At 46.5% G+C, this 20,009-nt stretch carries 23 protein-coding genes and 1 pseudogene; 4 read left to right on the forward strand and 20 right to left on the reverse strand.

Annotated features, from left to right (window positions below; translation table 11 throughout):
• Positions 1-8 precede the first annotated feature (8 nt).
• The 9 genes from ACXN9U_RS12140 to acpS all read right to left on the reverse strand — a co-directional run bounded on the left by ACXN9U_RS12140 (position 9) and on the right by acpS (position 6,323).
• Complete coding sequence (locus ACXN9U_RS12140) at positions 9-1,016, reverse strand: PP2C family protein-serine/threonine phosphatase (RefSeq protein ID WP_016937170.1); 1,008 nt, start codon at positions 1,014-1,016, stop codon at positions 9-11.
• An 11-nt stretch (positions 1,017-1,027) separates the two neighbouring features.
• Entirely contained in the window at positions 1,028-1,429 is a 402-nt protein-coding gene (locus ACXN9U_RS12145; RefSeq protein ID WP_003156178.1) for an anti-sigma regulatory factor, read from the reverse strand.
• A gap of 2 nt (positions 1,430-1,431) precedes the next feature.
• Positions 1,432-1,797 (reverse strand): RsbT antagonist protein RsbS, encoded by a 366-nt coding sequence (gene rsbS, locus ACXN9U_RS12150; protein WP_003156180.1) that lies wholly within the window; start codon positions 1,795-1,797, stop codon positions 1,432-1,434.
• Positions 1,798-1,801: 4 nt separating this feature from the next.
• Positions 1,802-2,623 (reverse strand): STAS domain-containing protein, encoded by an 822-nt coding sequence (locus ACXN9U_RS12155; RefSeq protein ID WP_060963544.1) that lies wholly within the window; start codon positions 2,621-2,623, stop codon positions 1,802-1,804.
• Positions 2,624-2,743: 120 nt separating this feature from the next.
• Complete coding sequence (ndoA, locus tag ACXN9U_RS12160; protein WP_003156187.1) at positions 2,744-3,094, reverse strand: type II toxin-antitoxin system endoribonuclease NdoA; 351 nt, start codon at positions 3,092-3,094, stop codon at positions 2,744-2,746.
• Positions 3,095-3,099: 5 nt separating this feature from the next.
• The gene (gene endB / locus ACXN9U_RS12165; RefSeq protein WP_003156188.1) at positions 3,100-3,381 is read right to left on the reverse strand and encodes a type II toxin-antitoxin system antitoxin EndoAI; all 282 of its coding nucleotides are present in this window, start codon (positions 3,379-3,381) and stop codon (positions 3,100-3,102) included.
• A 119-nt stretch (positions 3,382-3,500) separates the two neighbouring features.
• Entirely contained in the window at positions 3,501-4,670 is a 1,170-nt protein-coding gene (gene alr, locus ACXN9U_RS12170) for an alanine racemase (RefSeq protein ID WP_016937171.1), read from the reverse strand.
• Between the two features lie 115 nt (positions 4,671-4,785).
• Positions 4,786-5,793, reverse strand: coding sequence for a LolA family protein (locus ACXN9U_RS12175; protein WP_016937172.1), 1,008 nt, complete (start codon positions 5,791-5,793; stop codon positions 4,786-4,788).
• A 164-nt stretch (positions 5,794-5,957) separates the two neighbouring features.
• Positions 5,958-6,323 (reverse strand): holo-ACP synthase, encoded by a 366-nt coding sequence (acpS, locus tag ACXN9U_RS12180; protein ID WP_060963545.1) that lies wholly within the window; start codon positions 6,321-6,323, stop codon positions 5,958-5,960.
• A gap of 92 nt (positions 6,324-6,415) precedes the next feature.
• Between acpS and ACXN9U_RS12185 the strand changes: the two genes are divergently transcribed.
• Positions 6,416-7,015 carry a rhomboid family intramembrane serine protease gene (locus tag ACXN9U_RS12185; RefSeq protein WP_016937174.1) on the forward strand — a complete coding sequence of 200 codons (600 nt, stop codon included), beginning with the start codon at positions 6,416-6,418 and terminating at the stop codon, positions 7,013-7,015.
• On the opposite strand, the gene ACXN9U_RS12190 is transcribed toward ACXN9U_RS12185, so the two are convergent.
• The 5 genes from ACXN9U_RS12190 to ACXN9U_RS12210 all read right to left on the reverse strand — a co-directional run bounded on the left by ACXN9U_RS12190 (position 7,012) and on the right by ACXN9U_RS12210 (position 13,415).
• The gene (locus ACXN9U_RS12190; RefSeq protein WP_060963546.1) at positions 7,012-8,478 is read right to left on the reverse strand and encodes a PH domain-containing protein; all 1,467 of its coding nucleotides are present in this window, start codon (positions 8,476-8,478) and stop codon (positions 7,012-7,014) included. The genes ACXN9U_RS12185 and ACXN9U_RS12190 overlap by 4 nt on opposite strands.
• Positions 8,468-8,947 (reverse strand): PH domain-containing protein, encoded by a 480-nt coding sequence (locus ACXN9U_RS12195; RefSeq protein ID WP_060965072.1) that lies wholly within the window; start codon positions 8,945-8,947, stop codon positions 8,468-8,470. Before ACXN9U_RS12195 ends, ACXN9U_RS12190 begins: the two co-directional genes overlap by 11 nt.
• Positions 8,948-9,063: 116 nt before the next feature.
• The gene (gene cshA, locus ACXN9U_RS12200) at positions 9,064-10,551 is read right to left on the reverse strand and encodes a degradosome RNA helicase CshA (protein ID WP_060963547.1); all 1,488 of its coding nucleotides are present in this window, start codon (positions 10,549-10,551) and stop codon (positions 9,064-9,066) included.
• Positions 10,552-10,881: 330 nt separating this feature from the next.
• A complete protein-coding gene (locus ACXN9U_RS12205) occupies positions 10,882-12,252 on the reverse strand; it encodes a UDP-N-acetylmuramoyl-tripeptide--D-alanyl-D-alanine ligase (RefSeq protein ID WP_489201700.1) in 1,371 nt (456 codons plus the stop codon).
• Positions 12,253-12,329: 77 nt separating this feature from the next.
• Complete coding sequence (locus ACXN9U_RS12210) at positions 12,330-13,415, reverse strand: D-alanine--D-alanine ligase (protein WP_013351087.1); 1,086 nt, start codon at positions 13,413-13,415, stop codon at positions 12,330-12,332.
• A gap of 153 nt (positions 13,416-13,568) precedes the next feature.
• Between ACXN9U_RS12210 and ACXN9U_RS12215 the strand changes: the two genes are divergently transcribed.
• The gene (locus ACXN9U_RS12215; protein ID WP_016937180.1) at positions 13,569-13,886 is read left to right on the forward strand and encodes a thioredoxin family protein; all 318 of its coding nucleotides are present in this window, start codon (positions 13,569-13,571) and stop codon (positions 13,884-13,886) included.
• Here the strand turns inward: ACXN9U_RS12215 and ACXN9U_RS12220 are convergent.
• Positions 13,883-14,776 (reverse strand): cation diffusion facilitator family transporter, encoded by an 894-nt coding sequence (locus ACXN9U_RS12220; RefSeq protein ID WP_489201701.1) that lies wholly within the window; start codon positions 14,774-14,776, stop codon positions 13,883-13,885. The two genes, ACXN9U_RS12215 and ACXN9U_RS12220, sit on opposite strands and share 4 nt — an antisense overlap.
• Before the next feature lie 215 nt (positions 14,777-14,991).
• On the opposite strand from ACXN9U_RS12220, the pseudogene ACXN9U_RS12225 reads away from it, so the two are divergent.
• Together ACXN9U_RS12225 and fbpB are read left to right on the forward strand one after the other, a co-directional pair.
• Positions 14,992-15,166: pseudogene (locus tag ACXN9U_RS12225) on the forward strand (Fur-regulated basic protein FbpA); the annotation flags it as partial.
• Positions 15,159-15,305 carry a Fur-regulated basic protein FbpB gene (fbpB, locus tag ACXN9U_RS12230; protein ID WP_003156206.1) on the forward strand — a complete coding sequence of 49 codons (147 nt, stop codon included), beginning with the start codon at positions 15,159-15,161 and terminating at the stop codon, positions 15,303-15,305. The pseudogene ACXN9U_RS12225 and the gene fbpB, both read left to right, overlap by 8 nt.
• A gap of 29 nt (positions 15,306-15,334) precedes the next feature.
• On the opposite strand, the gene ACXN9U_RS12235 is transcribed toward fbpB, so the two are convergent.
• From ACXN9U_RS12235 to ACXN9U_RS12255, 5 genes are all read right to left on the reverse strand, one after another.
• On the reverse strand, positions 15,335-16,477 hold the full coding sequence (locus ACXN9U_RS12235) for an acyl-CoA dehydrogenase family protein (protein ID WP_489201702.1): 1,143 nt from the start codon (positions 16,475-16,477) through the stop codon (positions 15,335-15,337).
• Between the two features lie 110 nt (positions 16,478-16,587).
• A complete protein-coding gene (locus ACXN9U_RS12240) occupies positions 16,588-16,923 on the reverse strand; it encodes a hypothetical protein (protein ID WP_489201703.1) in 336 nt (111 codons plus the stop codon).
• Positions 16,924-17,017: 94 nt separating this feature from the next.
• Entirely contained in the window at positions 17,018-17,758 is a 741-nt protein-coding gene (locus tag ACXN9U_RS12245; protein WP_101605620.1) for a DUF2705 family protein, read from the reverse strand.
• 19 nt (positions 17,759-17,777) lie between these two features.
• On the reverse strand, positions 17,778-18,704 hold the full coding sequence (locus ACXN9U_RS12250) for an ABC transporter ATP-binding protein (RefSeq protein WP_060963554.1): 927 nt from the start codon (positions 18,702-18,704) through the stop codon (positions 17,778-17,780).
• 99 nt (positions 18,705-18,803) lie between these two features.
• A complete protein-coding gene (locus ACXN9U_RS12255) occupies positions 18,804-19,853 on the reverse strand; it encodes an AI-2E family transporter (protein WP_016937187.1) in 1,050 nt (349 codons plus the stop codon).
• Positions 19,854-20,009 lie beyond the last annotated feature (156 nt).

A 20,009-nucleotide genomic window follows, 5' to 3' on the forward strand; every position in this document is an offset into this window, starting at 1 on the left:
CCGTTTTGTTAAACCTTTCTTTTCAAAACTATTAACGTAAAATCGTCATGAAGCTGAAAGTCCTGGAGTCTCAGCAGGCTGTCGTAAATATTTTTGACCATATCCTGCGCCGAGCATTCCATATGTTCTTCCAGCATGCGCTGAATGTCGCTGCGCTCCAAGAAACCGTTTTCGGTACGGCATTCGGTGACGCCGTCAGAAAAAAGAACGATCATGTCTCCTTCGTCCATGTGCTGTTCGTATTGGCTGTAATCAAAATCCTGAGAAATTCCCAGCACCAATCCTTTTGCCTCCAGATCATAAAACTTCTTTTCTTTTTCAGAGTAGTAGAAGCCCGGTTCATGCCCCGCAGAAGCATAGGTAAATTGGTGATTTTTCGTATTGTAGTTTGCGTAAAACATGGTGATAAACATGCTTGAGTCCACATTCTGTTCTACAACGCGGTTAAGGTTTTTCAACACTTGGGAGGGGTGAATGCCGATCTCTGGAAGAGAGTCCATGGCATACTTGATCATCGACATGCACAATGCGGCGGGTATTCCTTTTCCGATGACATCGGCTATCGCGATGTTAATCGATTCCTTGTCTTTGACAAAGTGATAATAGTCCCCGCTCATCTGCTTGGCGGGAACGCTGATCGCCCCGATATCCAGCTCTTCTTCTTCAGGAATTTTTGTGCCCAGCAGCGTCTGCTGGACATTTGCGGCAATTTCAATTTCTGAACGAAGCTCCTGCTGGATATCTCTCAGACTTTGATGTTCCTGATAAGCCATCCCGTAGCCAATCATGACTTCTATTAAAAAATCCAGCGAATGAAAAACATCTTCCGGCAGATCCGGATACAGTTCCTTTATTACTTTTCGGTGGATGCTGATAATTTCCTCCGGAGGAACCTGATGTTCAATCGTTTTTCGGCTGAATTTTTGGGCTTGATATAAAGATGTTTCTGTTAATTCGGCTATATATCGGCTAAGCAGCTGATGGTACCGCTGCTCTATAACCTCCCTGAAATCCACGTTCTAACCTCCTACCGAAGCCATTTCACGGCTTGAATCTCTGTTCCTTCCTCTGCAACAGATTGCAGGCTGAATTCATCCATCAGCCTTTTGACGCCCGGAAGGCCCGCTCCCAGTCCGCCTGACGTTGAAAAGCCGTCTTCCATCACTTTACGGATGTCGGGGATTCCGGGTCCTTTGTCTTCTGCTATGATTTTAAGGCCTTTTTTTCCTCTGTCGTTTACTTGTTCTATGCTGACCTGGCCCTTGCCGGCATATAAGTAGATATTTCTGGCCAATTCTGAGATAGCCGTCGTGATTCTGGCCTGGTCCACCGTGCCGAAGCCTAATTCCTTCGCAACGTTGCGGCCAAGCTGTCTGGCGGCTACGATATCCCATTCTGTCATGATTTTCACACAGGATTGGTCGTTCATCGCTATTCCCCCAATTCCCGCTTCAATGTCTCAAGCCCTTGCTCTAAGTCGAGCGCTGTTTCGATTTCCTCAAGTGAGATTCCGAGTTCAATCAATGTGACCGCTACAGCCGGCTGAATTCCCGTCAACACGACTTTTGCGCCCATTAATTTTGACATGGTAATAACATCGCCGAGCACTTTCGCGATAAATGAATCGATCATATCAACGGATGTCAGGTCGATGACGACCCCGTTTGCGCCGGTTTCATAGATTTTGTTCAGCAGGTCTTCCTGAAAATGCAAAGCAGTCTGGTCGTCAAGTTCCCATTGAATGGATACCAATAAGCAGTTATACAGTTTCAAGATCGGGATTTTCGGATGTCTCACAATGTTATTCCCCCAATGAAACGATTTTTCGATTTGTCATCTCAAGCGCTGTTTGAATTCCTTTTTGAAGGGTATTCTTCGTAATAACCTGTGACAAATCAATTCCCAGATTAACGATGGTCTGCGCGATTTCCGGACGGATTCCGACGAGCAGGCATTTCGCGCCGACAAGCCGCACCGCTTCCGATGCCTGAATAATATGGTGCGCCACCATCGTATCAACGACCGGCACGCCCGTAATATCAATCAATACAACCTGTGAACGGTGCTTTACGACGCCGTTTAACAGATTTTCCATAATATGCTTTGCACGCTCCGTATCAATCGTCCCGACAAGCGGCATAACCGTTACATGCTCAAATACCGGGATCAGCGGAGCTGACAATTCCTGAAGCGCGATTTTTTGCAAAGTAACCGTTTTTTCCCAGGAGATAGAATACTGATTTAAGATTTCCGTGTTGATCGGATTGAAAAAGCTGTCTATTTCCAAAATCAAATCCGCTCTGTCCTGATCGGCCATATTAAGGTCGACCATCGTTTCGTAAAGCAGTTTCCAAAACTCTGACAGGGTGGCTGAAAGAAGTTTCAGTGACAGGCCAAGCTGAACGGCGCGCAGTGCGAGTTCACTGATCTGCTCTTCGGTGACCTCATCATTTTTAGTCGATAATAAAAGAATGTCTATATAATCTTTACAAATATTTTCACATATGTGATTCGTAAGCTGATAGTCTTCCTGATTGCCTACTTCTTTTAGTTTGGCTGTCCAAGTATCAAGCAGTTCATCATGCTGATCAATAATGAACTGATACACTTTCTGATTCGACATGGGTTTCACTGACCTCCCGACACAAAACAACAAATTTTGTTTGATTATCTCTTTATTATAGCGCTTGTGTTTTTCGAAAACAAAAAAAGTTGCTCCATATGAGCAACCAGAAAAATATGACTAAAAATCAATGAGTGCCAAACTGATTTGCAGGGCTTCATCAACCTTATCCATCATTTCATCATCCAGATGAGTTATTTTATCCGTTAATCTTTGCTTGTCAATCGTCCGAATTTGCTCCAGCAAAATAACGGAATCTCTTTCAAAACCGTAGCGTTTCGCATCAATTTCGACGTGGGTTGGTAATTTCGCTTTCTGTATTTGGGCTGTTATGGCTGCAACAATAGCAGTCGGGCTAAAGCGATTTCCGATATCATTCTGGATCACTAAAACCGGGCGTACGCCGCCTTGCTCTGAGCCAACAACAGGAGATAAATCAGCAAAATAAACATCGCCGCGCTTTACAATCAAAATGATTATCCTCCGCTGACTAAGCGCTCAACGGTCGTTTCTGCTTCGCACTCAGCATAGTGAGCCTCAGAAGAAATGTTCAAGTTGATTTTCGCCATTTCCATATACCCGCGTCTCATCAAATCACGGTTGTGGCGAGTTGTCCGTTCGCTGACATACGCTCTCACTGCTTGTGATATCAGTTCGTTTCTGCTTCGTTTCTCCCGCATCGCTACACCATCCAATTCAGCTACTAAGTTTTCAGGCAAGCTGATTTTCATTTCGGTTCTTGCGCTGGATTCAGACAAAAAACATACACCTCCACCAAACTTACGGATACGACCAATTCATCCATCCAGACATAATGATACCATTATTCAAACGTCAAGCAAAGCTGTTTTATAAATTCTCTTTTTCCGGATGACGGCTACTTGCTTGTATTTTCTTGCAGTAAAGGATTTCTTACTTCCATTATACTCTCATTTTCCAAAAACATACGGGGAACGCGGGAACTAATGGTACAAGGGACCTCGTAATTAATCGTCTCAAGCCGCCCGGCGATTTCGTCCATCGTGATCGTTTCTTCTTTCTGGCTGCCGATCAGGGTGACTTTGGTGCCCGGCGGATAAGATTGGTCTAATTCGACCATCAATTGGTCCATGCAGATCCTTCCGGCAATGTTCATCCGTCTGCCGCCGATCAGCACAGCCGTACCGCTCAGCTTGCGGAGCCATCCGTCTGCATAGCCGATGGGAACAGTTCCGATCCATTGATCCTTCTCTGCCGTATATGTTGCACCGTAGCTGACGCTTTCCCCTTTGCGGATCTTTTTCACATGGGATAAAACAGAGTGCAGTGCAAAAGCCGGCTTTAATTGAAACGGAATTTCGTTTTGGATGTCAGCGGAAGGACGGAGCCCGTACATACTGATGCCGAAACGAACCGCGTTAAAGAAGCCTTTTTTAAGACGAAGTCCGGCAGCGCTGTTCGCGCAGTGAACCATCAATTCTTTTAAAGGAAGCGGAGCGATCAATTTTTTAAAGCGTTCAAATTGGAAGAGGAAATAATCTCTGTTTTTTTCATCCGCGGTTGCAAAATGGGTGAATACGCCTTTACAGACTAAACCGGGATTTTGGCCGAGGATTTTTAACACGCTTTGGATTTCTTCCTCCGTTTTGACTCCGAGTCTGTTCATGCCGGTATCGACTTTCAGGTGAAACGGCACTGTTTCACTTCCGAGGTGGCGCGCAGCTTCCTGAAGCCATTCAACAGAATATCCCGTCAGTGTGACGTCATATTCGGCAGCGGCTTGTACATATTCAGGGGGCACGGCGCCAAGCACGAGAATCGGCGCTGTAATGCCCCGTTTTCTCAAGGAGATTGCCTCATCCAGTATCGCTACGGCAAGACACGAGGCACCCGCTTCAAGCGCGGCTTTCCCGACTTCCAAATCTCCGTGGCCGTAAGCGTTCGCCTTTACAACCGCCATGAGATGGACGTTTTCGCCGATGTGTTTTTTCATATGTGTGACATTTTCTTTAATCGCAGACAGGTTGATTTCCGCCCACGTTTCTCTGTAAAAGGATGCTGTGTTCACTCGATACACTTCCTAGCATTATTTTCAAACCATATTGTTATTATCATACTAAAATTATGCTGCAAAGTGAAATGGAATCAAAAAAGAGGCCGGCAGCGGCGGCCTCTTTTTGACGTTATTTTGACGACTGTCCCTGCATGCTTTTGGCGGCGGCCACCATTTCGTCTTTGGTAAGATCCTTCGATGACAGGAGATAATCCACTCCGTCATATGTCCACGTTAAAGACGTATCGGATAGTGCGGCGACCGTGAAGCCGAGATTAACCGGTTCGCCTTTCAGCGTGACGGCAGAAGCTGCTTTTGCGATTTGGGCTTTTTCTTGAATGAGCGTGAATGATTTTTCCCCGCCGTATGTCATGACGACCCGTTTGCCGTCCGCGGTTGAAATATCTTTCTCTTCAAGCTTTTTGACGCCGGCCGGCACTTGAAGCGGTGTTTTGACGGCAAATGAATCAGACGGCTTGGCGCTTGTGGCGACGTCCATCTGGGAAAGCGTCATATTTTTCTTCTCGTCAAAAGAGTCTTTGTCAAACGGTTTGTTGAATTCAAAGCTTTTGAATTCGACTTTTACCATCACTTTCCGGTCTGTATCCATGACTTTGACGAGCGATGGGCTCATGTCCTTTTTGTTGAAAGTGATTTCTTGCGTCGGCAGCATTTTGTTATGCTGATAGTTTGTTTTTGTTTCAAACGTGTACTTTTTATCTTTGGCGGAATAGACGGCGTCTTTGTCATTTTGCACGTCTTTTACAAGTGACTCAAACAAATATACTTGGCTGCTGTTATTCGGCCAGTCGCTTTGGAAGCGGAAGCTCTTATTTAAAGACGGCGTGAGGACAAAGACTCCGTTGGCGTTCCGTAAAATGACTTGATTTTGGTCTTTTTTCGGATTTTCCAGATAGACCCGGTATAGGGAAGGTTTTTTATGCCAGATTTCCACATTGTATACTTGCGGATCACTCCCCGTTTCAATGGTCATTTTGGCTTTTGCTTTGTACGAGGTGTATTCTTTCGCCTTCTTATCTAAACCGGTCACGATATCTTCCTGTGATTTTTGGCCGCAGGCCGAAAGAATAAGGACGGCAAGCAGTCCCGTTAAAAGCAAAACAAAGCTTTTTCTCACCTTTTTCCAACCCCTTCTTCTCAATTGATGTAAAGGGAAGAAATCGCTTGTTTGACTTTAACGGTACGCCCTGAACGGCCGGACGCGTACCATAAAAGCCTCAAACAACTTGTCTCCCTTAATGCACTATCAAATATATGAAGGGGTTTCGGCTAATATGCAGACTAGCGTGACAACCTTTCAATCACGACCTGCGCCGCGGCGTATTCTTTTGTGTGGGTAATGGAGACGTGAATTGCCGCGCCGTCAAGCTTGGCGCACGTCAGCACTGGCTTTCCGGCCGGGTCCTTTCCGGTTTCAATATCCTGAAAGCTGAGCTCTTTGCCGATCCCCGTGCCGTACGCTTTCGAAAAGGCTTCTTTTGCCGCGAATCTTCCCGCGAGAAATTCAATTTTCCTTTTGTCCGACAGCTGTGTAAAACGGACGTATTCACCGTCCGTCAATATTCTTTGCGGAAATCTCGTCTGCCGGCTGAGCATGTTTTCAATTCTGTGCAGTTCAACGATGTCGATTCCGATTCCGAAAATCATGTGAATTCCTCCTAAAAGTCCGTACTAAAAAACGGTTTGTGTCATAAACGTGTTACTATATATGTAACAAATCAAGTGCAAAGGGGCTTGCGATGTTTATACGAACGGAAAATTTCCAGACTTTTATCAGACGTTATCCCGCCGTCAGCTGTATTCTGGCGCTTCAGGCGTTTTTATGGCTGTTTTTCAGCCTGCCGCTTCATTCCGTCATGATGTGGTCAGATGCAGTGACCGGCTATAATTACGGCGTTTTCGAGGGAGAATGGTGGCGGCTGGTGACACCAATGTTTTTACACGCGAATTTCACCCATCTCCTGTTTAACTCCATGTCTCTGTTTTTATTCGCGCCCCCGCTTGAGCAGATGCTCGGAAAAGTCCGTTTTCTGATTGTGTACATCGCATCAGGCATCATCGGCAATATCGGCACGTATCTTGTCGAGCCGCTTGATTATGTGCATGTCGGCGCATCAGGGGCGATCTTCGGACTTTTCGGCGTGTATGTGTTTCTGACTGTTTTCCGGAAAGAGCTGATCGGCCGGGACCAGTCAAAAATGATTATGACGCTGCTTGTCATCGCGGTGCTGTCGACCTTTATCAATTCTAATATTAACATTATGGCGCATTTATTCGGACTGGCAGGCGGATTTTTGCTTTCTTTTTTATGCGTGCAGCAAAAAAAGCGGCGGTATTAACCGTCCGCTTTTTCATATGAATACCAGCGCCCGATGCGTTCGGCATCTTCCTCACTGACATCCTTCAGCATGACATGCTCCATGTGGTGAGCTGATTTCACTGCGGTAGCCACGGATGCGAGCCGTCTTCTTTTTTGCAGAATAGACCGGCTGACTTCAAACATCTGCATTCTTCTTCTCAGCATAATCGTGGTCGTCTTCCCGATCAGCCTCGTGGTGATCTGAAGCCTGCCGCCGTTTATGCACCATGACGCTGTCCTAAACGAGGCATATCCAAGCACCAGTTCGGCAGGAAGCACAAGCAGCGAGGCATATCCCCACGGTTTAAACAGAATACAAAGCGGGATGATTACGAAAACCGAAAAGATAACGGATCGGAATAAATACCGGCGCAGCGCCCTTTTCGGCAAATGATTCCGGTTTTCTTCCAGCACGTAGTCCGGTGTGAAATCGTTCAGCATCACACCGAGCTTTGATCTGCGGATGATCGGAAACAGAATCGTCTGAGCGCCTTCTTTCTCATTCCCCGCCCTGCCTGCACTGACAATCGCAACCGTCGCGTATCCGAATAGCTGTCTGATGACATTTTCTTTAATTTTAATGGCCTGAATTTTACGGAGCGGGATCGTCACTTGATGCTTTTCAATAATTCCTCGTGTAATGACTAATTCATGTTCCTTTTTCTCTATTTTGAAGTTGGCATGCTTGATCATCATACCGGCGATGCTTAACAGCCAGGCGATGAACAATCCTATGAAAATGATCACGGCGTAAATGCCGATGCTCGCATGCTTGAGAAAAGAGAACCTGTCATAGAGCCAGTCCATCGGAAATACTTCATCAATCTGAGAAAAGAGGGCGAATACCGCTGAGATGATGACACCGATTCCCCCGGATGTTGAAGCCGCCATGAGCAGCTCGCCTAAAGACAGCCTGTAGACGGATTGCACATCACCCCTAGGCATCGGCTCCTGCTCCGCCGCTGTCTCCCGGTGTTCTTCCAGCTCAGCTTTTTGCTGAAAAACCGCTGCTCTGATCCGTTCCGCCTCTTCCACAGTAATGGCGGATAAGACGGCCTCGGCATTTTTTCCGTCGCCGGCCGTTTCGATTTGCAGCTTAACCAGCTTAAAAAGCTGCTGAATGACGCCTGCACTCGTATTCATTGATTGAATCCGGTCAATGGAGATGTATCTTTTTTTCGTAAAAAATAAGCCTTCTTCTATTCTGAATTCCCCGTCTTCAATGCGATATGTAAACTTTCTCCATTCGATCACGCTTGCTGCAATCAGCCAGATAAGCAAAACGGCGAGCGCAATGCCGCCATAAAAGCGGATGAAGTGGTTGGAATTGACGATATAGACGAGAAAAAACGGAAGAATGATATTTTTAATGGTTTCGATAATAATATGGAATAAGTTCAAAATCACGGCCGCCGGGTGCAGACGTTTCGGTTCAGACATCATCTTCCGTCACCCTTGCCAGACGGGAAATGGAATCCCTCAGCCGGTCAGCTTCCTCCATATCAAGCGCCGGAATGGAATGAATGGTCGCCGCCGTGGAGATTTTGACTGAGGCCAGGCGGTATCTTCTGAGAAGCGGGCCTTGTGAAGTATCTACGTGCTGCACCCTCACCATCGGCACAATGACCCGTTTGACAATAAAAATGCCGGATTGAATATCTATTTCATTTTCATGGACTTCATAGCGCCAGATCCTGTGCCTGATTTTCGGTATGGCATAGATGGATATCACTGAGCCGATGATCCAAATGATGCCGAGGACTCCGGTGATCCAATACGGCCAATGGAAAAAATGGCTTAAAACAGCTGCTGCTATAACGGCCAGAAGACAAACGGCGGACAGGATGATTTCCTGAAGACGCCAGACTTTTAAGCCGCTTGGACTGATTCGATTTTTTGGCTGTGCTCTCAACATACCTACCTCCCATTTTTTATCATACATACAAATACGGCTGATTTGCAAAAAAGATTCACTTTCCGGCATATCGAAAAAAAGCGGACCCTGTAAAAGGGTCCGCTTCCTGTGTTTTAGTATGATTTTTTCTGGCGTCTGTCACTTGAAGATGAACGGCGGTCAGTTGAACGTTTTTTATCGTAGGAAGAACGGCTGTTGTTTTTCCCTTTGCCGCCGCGGTAGCCGCCGCCTTGGCCGTCTCTGCGCTTAGAAGTACGCTGGTTTTTATAGCGTTTGCTGACCATCGGCGCTTCATCAGTGAGGCGTACAGGCGTGCTGTCCGGCTCTTTTGTCGCCATTTTGATGGCTGCAGCCACAACTGTCACTGCATCATGATCTTCTAACAATTCCGCAGCTGCCGTCATGTAGAAGTTCAGGTTGTTTTCGCTGATCGCCGTGCGCAGACGGTCAACCGTCACCTGCTGCTGACCTTCTAATGCTTCGTCAAGCGTCGGCTCTTTCATGCGGTCCATTTTGCGTTTTGTCGTTTGTTCAATTGCGCGAAGCATGCTTTTCTCACGCGGTGTGATAAACGTCATCGCCATACCCGTTTTTCCTGCACGGCCCGTTCTTCCGATACGGTGAACGTAGCTTTCAGGATCTTGAGGCACGTCAAAGTTGTACACGTGTGTTACGCCTGAGATATCAAGTCCGCGGGCTGCAACGTCAGTCGCTACAAGCACTTCGATTGCACCTTCTTTAAATTTACGAAGCGCAACCATACGTTTCGCCTGCGTTAAGTCGCCGTGAATTCCTTCAGCTGCATATCCGCGCAGGTTCAGGGCTTCAGCCAGCTCATCGACACGGCGTTTTGTACGTCCGAATACGATCGCAAGTTCCGGAGACTGAATGTCAAGAAGACGAGTCAGCGTGTCGAACTTTTTACGCTCTTGCACTTCCAAGTAGAACTGCTGAATGTTGGAAACAGTCATTTCTTTCGCTTTTACTTTTACATGCTCCGGCTCAGTCATGAAACGCTCTGCGATCCGTTTGATCGGCGCAGGCATTGTTGCTGAGAATAGAAGCGTTTGGTGCTCGCTCGGCACGTTTGAGAGAATTGATTCGATATCATCAATGAATCCCATGTTCAGCATTTCGTCGGCCTCATCCATGACAACCGTATTCACGTTGTTAAGACGGATCGTGCGGCGGTTGATATGGTCAAGAAGACGTCCCGGCGTACCTACGATGATATGCGGGTTTTTCTTCAATGCGCGGATTTGACGCCCGATATCCTGGCCGCCGTAAATAGGCAGCACTTTCGCACGCTTATCTTGTCCGATTTTATATAACTCTTCAGATACTTGAATGGCTAATTCACGGGTTGGCGCGATTACGATTGCTTGAATATTAGGAGACTCGGGGTTCATTTTTTCAACAAGGGGTATACCGAACGCAGCTGTTTTACCTGTACCTGTTTGCGCTTGTCCGATGACATCTTTATTTAAAAGTCCGAGCGGAATCGTTTGTGCCTGAATTGGTGTTGCTTCTTCAAATCCCATACGATTGATTGACTTCATGAGATCAGAACTTAATTGGAAATCTTGAAACGTTATAGTCAAATTATTCAAACTCCTTCTGATTGCTGTTTCAGTAATGTCGTGATTTACCACTAAAAACTGCCCTCTCATACAAAGGACAGGATCATACGTATACAAAGCCCGAATTACTTTACGTTTAATCTTACCATTACACTATGTGTTTTTCAATAAGGCGAGATGGTCAAGCTGCCGGAAGCGGCCTGACCGGATTCTTCCCGCAAATGACGCCGGCCCCCGCGCCGGGCGGGATTTTCCAGCCGGCGGTATTTCTTTTTCATACGGACAGAATTATTTCACCCGGATTTAGTTTCTTCATTTTTATAAATTTTTATGACGCTGATCAGTATTTCTTCAGTTCTTCTCTAATAAATCTTTAACGATTTCTTCAAGCTTCATACCTCTTGATGCTTTAAACAGAAGGAGATCGCCGGAAGCGGCCTTTTCCTGTATGGCGTGAAGCAGTTCTTTTTTGTCGAAATAATGGCTGACGCGGCCTTCTTCAAAATGCCGGCGTGCCCCGTCAGCGATGAACGCGCCAAGAGTGCCGTAAGTAAATACATGGTCGATCTCCTCCGGATTAATCGCGGCTCCGCATTCTTCGTGGAATGCTTTTTCATGATCACCGAGTTCAAGCATATCACCGAGCACGAGCATTTTCTTCCGGTAGCCTTTCATCGTTTCGATTAATTCGACCGCCGCTTTCATTGACGTCGGACTCGCATTATACGCGTCGTTAACGATTGAAATGCCGTTTTCCGTTTTGACCAATTCCAATCTCATTCCCGTCACTTTCAGGCGGCTCAGTCCAAGAGCGGCATTTTCCGGCGTAATGCCGAAATAGATGCCCGCGGCGTATGCGGCCATGGCATTCATGACATTATGTCTGCCGAGAACGGGAACAAAGAAAGAACGATCAATACCGTCGATACTGAAATAAGTGCCTTCTTCCGCCTGTTTCATTTCTTTCAGGCGGAAATCATTGTCCGCGCCTGCGCCGTATGTCGTTGTCCGGCAAGTGTACGCCCTTTCGCGAAGCAGCGGCTCATCCCCGAAATAAAACAGAACGCCGTCTTCCCGAAGTCCGTTTATAATTTCTAGTTTCGCCTCCGCAATTCCTTCTCTTGAGCCTAAATCCTGCATATGGGATTCGCCGATATTGGTAATGACGGCAGCTTCCGGTTCGGCGAGACGGCTCAGAAAATCAATTTCGCCTCTCGCGCTCATCCCCATTTCTAAAACGGCGATTTCTGTATCTTCAGGCATGGCAAGCACGGTCAGCGGCAGGCCAATATGGTTGTTGAAATTGCCTGCGGTTTTGTGAACGCGGTATTGAGTGCCGAGGACGGCGTGAAGCATATCTTTTGTTGTCGTTTTTCCGTTGCTTCCGGTCACCCCGATGACCCGTGTGCCGAGCTCTTTTAAGTAAGCTTTTGCCAATATTTGCAGCGCCTCCAGCGTGTCATCGACAAGGATCACGGCACGCTCTTCGGGCGGATTCGGCTCAGAGCGGTCCCACAATACCGCGGAGACGCCTTTTTCGAATGCTTGCGGCACAAAGGTATGTCCGTTAAAATGCTCTCCTTTTAAAGGAATGAACAGCTGATTTTTTTCCAAAGTCCGCGTATCGGTTGCGGCGCCCTCAATCATCGTTTGTTCAAATACAGGATTTGTCAGTGTGCCTTTGACCATGTCGGCGATTCGTTTTACAGTTCGCTTTATCAAAGGTGGCACCTCGCTTTCTGAAAATGTTGTCTGTTACGGGAAAAGACACTGCCCCCTTCAGGCAGTGTCCGTCTTCATTAAAATGTATGTTTAATCAGCTGTTTTTCGGCATGGCGTTCTTTTGCCAGCTCAACCAGCTGCTCGATCAGATCGCTGTAATCTACACCGGCTTCTTTCCACAGCAGCGGGAACATGCTGAATGGCGTAAAGCCCGGCATTGTGTTCACTTCGTTAATGAGTACTTGACCGTCATTGGTCAGGAAGAAATCGGCGCGGACAAGGCCTGAGCCGTCAATCGCCTTGAAGGCTTTAATCGCCATCTCGCTGATTTCCGCGTACTGTTCATCCGTCACTTGCGCGGGAATCATTAAATCCGTATCGCCATCTTCGTATTTCGCTTTATAGTCGTAAAAGTCGGTTTTCGGAGCGATTTCACCGACGGCGGAACATTTCGGTTCGTCATTTCCGAGCACGCCGATTTCGATTTCTCTGCCGGCGATTCCTTCTTCCACAACAATTTTCCGGTCATACTCAAAAGCCAGTTCGAAAGCTTTTTCAAGCTCTTCACGGTTTCGGCATTTACTGATTCCGACACTTGATCCGAGGTTCGCCGGTTTGACAAAGCACGGATACCCCAGCTCCTCTTCAACTTGCTGTAAGCAGCTGTCCGGCGTCTGTTTCCAATCCTTTTTTAAGAAAGCCGCATACTTCGCCTGCGGAAGCCCTGCTTGAGCAAACAAATGCTTCATGATGACTTTATCCATGCCGGCTGATGATGCAAGCACTCCGTTGCCGACATAAGGAACATTCAACAGCTCCAGCAGCCCTTGAATCGTGCCGTCTTCACCGTTCGGTCCGTGGAGAAGCGGAAATACGACGTCAATCGGCGCCTTCTCGTCAGCCGACGCTTCAGGAAACATTTCCCGGTTCAATGCTGAAAGAGCAAAACTTTCACCGTTTTGTTCCAGCTGAAGCATTTTCACGTTGGAAACCGGTTCAGTCAGAAGCGGGCCTCTTTGCCACTCTCCTTTTTCAGTGATGTAAATCGGATGTATATCAAACTTATCAGTATTAAGCGCTTTTGTTACAGCCAGTGCTGTCTGCAGCGATACATTGTGTTCGGCTGACTTTCCGCCGTACACCAATCCTAGACTTGTTTTCAATGGATATTCCCCCCACAGCAATTCATCTTTACTATCTTATCATTTTCATCAGAAAATGATCTAATTATTTTTGGGCATTCTGAATATGAAAGCATTTGTATGTAATTCCTTTTTATTTTATATTAAAATGGCATGGAAAAGGAGATGTGTCATATGAAAAAAATCAGTACAACAGAACAATTTAATGAACTTATTCAATCCGACAAGGAAATCATCGTGAAATTTTTCGCTGACTGGTGCCCTGACTGCACGCGCATGAATATGTTCATCGGCGATATTTTGGAAGAATATAATCAAAATGATTGGTATGAGCTGAACAGAGACGAACTCCCTGAGCTTGCCGACAAATATCAGGTGATGGGCATCCCGAGCCTTCTGGTCTTTAAAGACGGTGAAAAGAAAGCGCATCTGCACAGCGCAAACGCGAAAACTCCGGAAGAAGTCACAGAGTTTTTATCACAGCATATTTAATTCGTTTCGTGATCTTTGTTTATGACTTCTGGCTCTACATGAACATGGACATGAGTCACATCATGTTCATGTTTTATTGCATATTCGACTTCATCGGCTACTTCATGGCCTTCCTTCACAGACAGTCCCGGATCTACCGTAATGACCATTTCCACATGAACCGTGCTTCCCAAGTACCTTGCCTTCACATCCTTCAGCCTGCTGACTTCTTTTACTTCTTTCACCGTATGTTTGTACGGTTCCAAATCTTTCAAGTCAAATCCGTCCGTCAATGAGTGGGAAGCATCTTTGAAGATGTCCCATGCCGTCTTACAGATGATGATCCCGATCAGAAAAGCAATGACCGGATCAAACCATGGCAGATGAAAGCGGGCAGTTATGACACCTATAAACGCCCCAATACTGACATATGCGTCAGATCGGCTGTCTTTCGCCGCCGCATGAAGCGCCGAACTTTTGATCCGATTTGCAAGACGGCTGTTATATACATACATGCCGTACATCACGATCGCGCTTCCGAGCGCCGTCCATGCCGCAATGTAGCTCGGCTCGGCCTCCGTTCCGCTGACAACCGCCTTCGCTCCCCCGATCAGCACTTCAATCCCGACCGCCATCATAATAAAAGACGCAATTAGTGAAGAAATTGTTTCAGCCCGATAATGTCCGTAGGCATGATCGCTGTCCGCGGGGCGCTGGGAAATCCGGAGCCCGATCAGCACAGCAAGAGATGCGACAATATCCGTGGCATTATTTAACCCGTCCGCTCTGAGCGCTTCGGAATGATAAATAAGACCGATCGCCAATTTGACTGCGGCAAGGATGAGGTACGCGGCGATATTAAGAATCGCGCCTTTTTCGCCCCGTTTTAAGTTTGCCGTTTGATCATTCATGTAAGGACTCCTCCATTCTCATTCATAGTATGGATGGAAAAGCAGAAAAATAGCAGTTTTGAATGGCGGAAATGCAATCAATTCGACAGCATTATTCCCCGGGAAACTTTTTGTCGAAAAATTGGCGGTATTTTCTCTTTACATATGAATAGGCTCATTGTATACTTTCATTAACTGATAATGATTCTCAATATCATTTGATTAGGAGGGTAATCATGAGATCTTCTCCTCAACTCAGATCATCAGTCGAAGGACGTAAAAAACATCTGATCCATTTGCTGATCAGTAACGGAATATACAAAAAGTCGGAACGGCACTTATATGAATTATCGCTTGGAGAGTTAGAAAGCGAATATCAAATATGTAAGGAAGGTGCGGGCTCATGGCGAAACGGAAAATAAAAACATACGAACAGCTGATAAAAGAAAACAAGGCGGCCATTATGAATAATCAAAAGCTGATGAATGTAATTTATGACAGAATCGACCGCAAGCATCAAAAATTGCTCCGGCACAACAGCCATACATAAAAAGAGCCTATTTCAGGCTCTTTTTTTTATTACTCAAAGGCTTCCGCCGCTAATTTGCTGATAACCGCATCGTCCATCGGCGGGTTGTGAAGGCCGGCGCGGGCGTCCCGGTAATACCGCTGAAGCGGGTTGTTTCGCTCCAGGCTTTTCGCGCCGGTGATTCTCATGGCTTTATCAACAACGGAAAGGACGGCATTTGTCACAATATGTTTTGCCGCGCCAAGCTCGCTTTTGATGAAAGGGCGGCGTTTCGGGTCATCATACATTTGCGCCGCCGTGAAAAGAAACTGTCTCGCTTTTAACAATTCAAGCTCCATTTCTCCGACCCGCTGCAAAACGGCCGGCACGTCTTTAATCGGTCCGTTCAGGCTGTTCGGTGAATATTCGGATGCAAACCGGACGGCATAGTCCCTTGCCGCTTGAGCGATGCCCAGATAAGCAGCGGGAATGTGAAGCAGCCAGCCATTCACTTTCGCCGCTCTCGGTCCGCTGATAAGCTCCACAAGCCGCTCGTCACTGACCGTGACATGATCTAAAAGGAGATCATGGCTTCCGGTCGCCTTCATGGCAATCATATCCCATGTTTCTTCGACTGAAACGCCCTCCTGGTCTTTATGAATGAGAAAAACACCGGTCGTTTGTTTTTCTTCAATCCATGCCGTCACAAGCATATAATCCAAAGTCAGCGAAAGGGTTGTAAAAGTTTTTCGGCCGCTCAGCACCCATTGTCCGTTCTTTTTGACAGCAGAGGTGCCGGGTCTTCCCCCTCTCGTCGGACTGCCGGTCTGCCGTTCAGTCGCTGCCCTGTTCAGGACGGCTCCCTTTTTCACCTCTTCAGTGATAAATGAAAAGACATCTTCATTCCAGCTGTTTTCTTCTCCGAGCTCTCCCATGACAGATAAATGCCAGCCGATTCCGAGAGCAACGGCCGCGTCTCCCCGCGCCAGCCGTTCCTGAAACAGCACCATATCATAAACAGAAATGCCTGCACCGCCGAAGGCCTCAGGTACCGTTAGCGCTGTATATCCCGCATCCCGCAGTCTTTCAATTTTCTCCGCGGGAAAACGGCCCTCTTCGTCATCGAGCGCGGCTGTTTTTTGAAATTCGTCTGCAAGCAGGCCGATTTTTTCCATCCATTCTCTCTGCCGTTCGTTCTGTATCCATAAAGACACTGGAATCCCCCCATTATAATTCCGATAAAGTTAATATTATAGAGATTCAAGTCCCGTTTCGCAACTGTAAGGCTGTACGAAAAAACACGCTATTCCATAGAATAGCGTGCTCAGACTGCTTCCGGGCCGCGGTCCTGCTTGAGCCCGAGATAAATCAGCATATATGTGAGGTAACCCATCGTCATCACAAGTCCGCCAAAGAAAAAGCTTGAGAAAATCGGCTCTTCAAACGCGGTAACCGTCGCAAGCACGATCCAGCTTGCATACAGGTAGATGATGAAATAACGGAATCCCGTCTTCATTTTATATAAGAGAAACAGACCCACTGTAGAAAACAATCCCAGCGCAAGCCTGAAATAAACAAGATGTTCGAATTGGAACATGAATGACACAAAGGAAAAACCAAGCAATAACACAATCGGTAATGCGGTAATAAAATTTCTCAAGTGAGCACCTCCGTCATTACCTTTATTATAAATCAAAATAGCATAAATTATTGATTTATCGTGATCTTTTTCACAAAAATGTCATTCCTTTACTTTATACCCGAACATCGCGTTTGCAAAAGCTCCACCAAGCGACGGCTAAGAAGAAGACGATATGGATAATGATAATGCCTGTCGAAAATAACGGCGTCATTCCCGCAAACAGCGGTTTCGCCCCGCTCATGTATTGCGTCAGGTCCGTATTCGCGAACAGCAGGAAGCTTCCCCATTTGTTTTGAAAGAGCGACATAATCGTCACGAGTGATTTTGCGCCGTACAGGACGATAAATGACAGAATGACGGCCGTGGCGCTGTTACGGAATAAGGAAGAACACAGCAATCCGAAGCATGCCATCGCGAATGCCTCGACCCAGTTCGTGCCGATTACTTTCAGTGTGTTCACAAGAAGCGTCCCTGATTCAGATGTCACCGACACTCCGAAGAAAGCCATGCCAAACAGCAGAGACAGAATATAGTACGCCGCATACAGGTACAAGCTGACCAAAAATACGGTAATGAGTTTAGATATAAAAATCCGCTCCCGCTTTACCGGACGGATTAACAAAAATTTAATCGTTTTCTTATCAAATTCAGCTGAAATGATCGTCGCCGCAATGACGATCGTTAATGCTTCAAGCAGAATATTGAGCCCGGGTGCGTACGCCATATAGCCGATGAAGTTCTCGTCCGTTCCGGAGCTGATGACAAGCCGTTTAATGACGAGCGCCATCATAAACTGAAGAACGGCCATTAAAATCAGCGCCACTAATGAGACTTTACGATTAAAAAGTTTCATATGCTCATTCGCTGTCAATTTAAACATTCGTCTCCCCCTCCTCTTGAAGCGCCGCCGTCACTTTCATGAATTCATCCTCAAGCGATTCCGCATACGGCATGATGGAATACACGAGAAAGTCTTGTCCGACGAGCGCCCGGTTTAATGCCGGGATGTCCTTCTTCGCTACGGTGACGGTAATGTCCCCGCCTTTTTTCTCCGGAGCAAACTGCTGTTGGGACAGCCATTCGAATGCTTCGTCAGCAGGCTGTATGTCGAGGACGGCTTTTTCTTCTTTTTCCGCAGCGCCTCGCAGAACGACCTCTGTTTTAATTTCACCTTTTTGAATGATGATGACACGGTCGCAAAGGTCCTCTACTTCACGCAATAAATGCGTCGCAAAAAGGATGCTCGTCCCTTCAAGCTCCGCGAGCTCTTTTAAGTGATCGCGAAAATCTTTCATTCCGCCGGGATCAAGCCCGTTTGTCGGTTCATCTAAAATGAGCAGATTCGGACGGTGAAGAATGGCCTGTGCAATCCCGAGACGCTGACGCATGCCGAGGGAATACGTTTTAACTTTGTCGTGAACGGCATTTGCGAGCCCGACCCGCTCGATGACTTCCTGAAGCCTGTCCTCTTTGATGTTTTTGTGCATGTTGGCAAAGTGCTTCAGGTTTTCCCATCCCGTCAGATACGGATAAAATTCAGGGTTTTCCACGATCGCGCCGACGGATTCCAACGCTTTTTCGAACTCAGTATCGTGCTGAAAGCCGTTAATTGTAATCGTGCCGCTGTTTTCCTTTAAAAGACCGACGATGATTCGGATCAGTGTGGTTTTTCCCGACCCGTTCGGACCGAGCAAACCGATGATCTCGCCCTGCCTGACATCCATGCTGATGTTTTTCAAAATGTGCTTTTTGCCTATTGTTTTGTCAAGGCCTTCAATATGTAAAATCGGCTCAGTCATACAGCCTTCCTCCTTTTTCAAAAAAAATAAACAGTGCCCGTACATAAGGCACTGTCTGCATTATAACATTTGTCATTTATTCGTGAAGCGCCGGGGCTGTTACGTCTTTTCCGGCCCCGGTCCGGATTTTTCTTTCTCTTCATTATTGACGACATCCAGAATATCCAGCAGGAACACAAAAATCGGAATCCCGATAATCAGGCCCCAAATGCCGAAGAAATGTTCCGAGAAAATCAAAACCGTAAAGGTAAAAAAGATCGGAAGTTCCGTTTTCGCTGACATCAGTTTCGGATTGAGGAAGTACGTCTCAATCGCATGAATGACGAAAATGACCAATACGATGTAGATGACGTACGCAGCGCCGCCTGTCGTATACGCGATGATACTGAGCGGGATGAGCGAAATCACCACACCCGCCACGGGAATGAGCCCGAGGAAAAAGACCATGATGGACAGGCCGAACAGCTGCGGAAAATGCAGAATGGCCAATGCGATGAAGGTGAGAATACAGTTCACCAGCGCGATAATAAATTGTGCTTCAATCACTTTGCCGAATGTTCTCGCAAACTTGCTGCCGAAAAAAGCAAGTTCATAGTAAAAGACAGACAGCTTGCTGTGCTGAAATTTTTTCATGAATTCCGTGAGCCGCTTTTTCTCGAACAGGAAAAACATGCTGAGAATCAGTGACATCACGACCTGCAAACCGAAAGTGCTGATATCGGCCAAGTATGTATACAGTACATTAAATCCTTCTTTTACATAAGAACCGATATTAATGTCACCGAACACGCTCGATATTTCATCATAAAACGGGATGACATCGGGATGATACGCGATATGCTTGATCTGCTTAATCAGCTGTTCAATCTGCTTGGCAACAATCGGGTAAAAGACAAAGCCCCCCACAGTCGCTCCGACAGCCAGCGCAATATATAAAATGGTGATGACCACCCTCTGACTGATACGGAAAAAATGGTTCAACACGTGCCGGATGACAGTCTCCAGCCGATCCATCAGAAAAGTAAAAATAAACGTAAGCAAAATCAAATTAATCATACTTCGGAATACAACTAACACCCCAGTCAAAACAAGAAAAACGGAAAAACGTCTGACACCCGGATGCTGAAAAAATTTAAAAATAGCCGCCATTTATACACTCCTGCTAGGACAAAAAGCCCTTAGATTTCATCTTTCACTCTCTAATTGTAAATTATATAACAAAATGACGCTAAGGTCTTTGTCCACCTCCTAATAAAATTAAACAAATTTATCTTTTTTACTCATAGCAGACGAAAAAAAAGAACG

Source organism: Bacillus sp. BACIII, from assembly GCF_057836745.1.

What these genes read in the sequence shown, in the direction of transcription:
- ACXN9U_RS12145 (WP_003156178.1), bottom strand. Translation starts at nt 1,429, where the DNA reads ATGAACGACCAATCCTGTGTGAAAATCATGACAGAATGGGATATCGTA.
- ACXN9U_RS12155 (WP_060963544.1), bottom strand. Translation starts at nt 2,623, where the DNA reads ATGTCGAATCAGAAAGTGTATCAGTTCATTATTGATCAGCATGATGAA.
- acpS (WP_060963545.1), bottom strand. Translation starts at nt 6,323, where the DNA reads ATGATTTTCGGAATCGGAATCGACATCGTTGAACTGCACAGAATTGAA.
- ACXN9U_RS12185 (WP_016937174.1), top strand. Translation starts at nt 6,416, where the DNA reads ATGTTTATACGAACGGAAAATTTCCAGACTTTTATCAGACGTTATCCC.
- ACXN9U_RS12190 (WP_060963546.1), bottom strand. Translation starts at nt 8,478, where the DNA reads ATGATGTCTGAACCGAAACGTCTGCACCCGGCGGCCGTGATTTTGAAC.
- ACXN9U_RS12215 (WP_016937180.1), top strand. Translation starts at nt 13,569, where the DNA reads ATGAAAAAAATCAGTACAACAGAACAATTTAATGAACTTATTCAATCC.
- ACXN9U_RS12220 (WP_489201701.1), bottom strand. Translation starts at nt 14,776, where the DNA reads ATGAATGATCAAACGGCAAACTTAAAACGGGGCGAAAAAGGCGCGATT.
- fbpB (WP_003156206.1), top strand. Translation starts at nt 15,159, where the DNA reads ATGGCGAAACGGAAAATAAAAACATACGAACAGCTGATAAAAGAAAAC.
- ACXN9U_RS12245 (WP_101605620.1), bottom strand. Translation starts at nt 17,758, where the DNA reads ATGAAACTTTTTAATCGTAAAGTCTCATTAGTGGCGCTGATTTTAATG.
- ACXN9U_RS12250 (WP_060963554.1), bottom strand. Translation starts at nt 18,704, where the DNA reads ATGACTGAGCCGATTTTACATATTGAAGGCCTTGACAAAACAATAGGC.
- ACXN9U_RS12255 (WP_016937187.1), bottom strand. Translation starts at nt 19,853, where the DNA reads ATGGCGGCTATTTTTAAATTTTTTCAGCATCCGGGTGTCAGACGTTTT.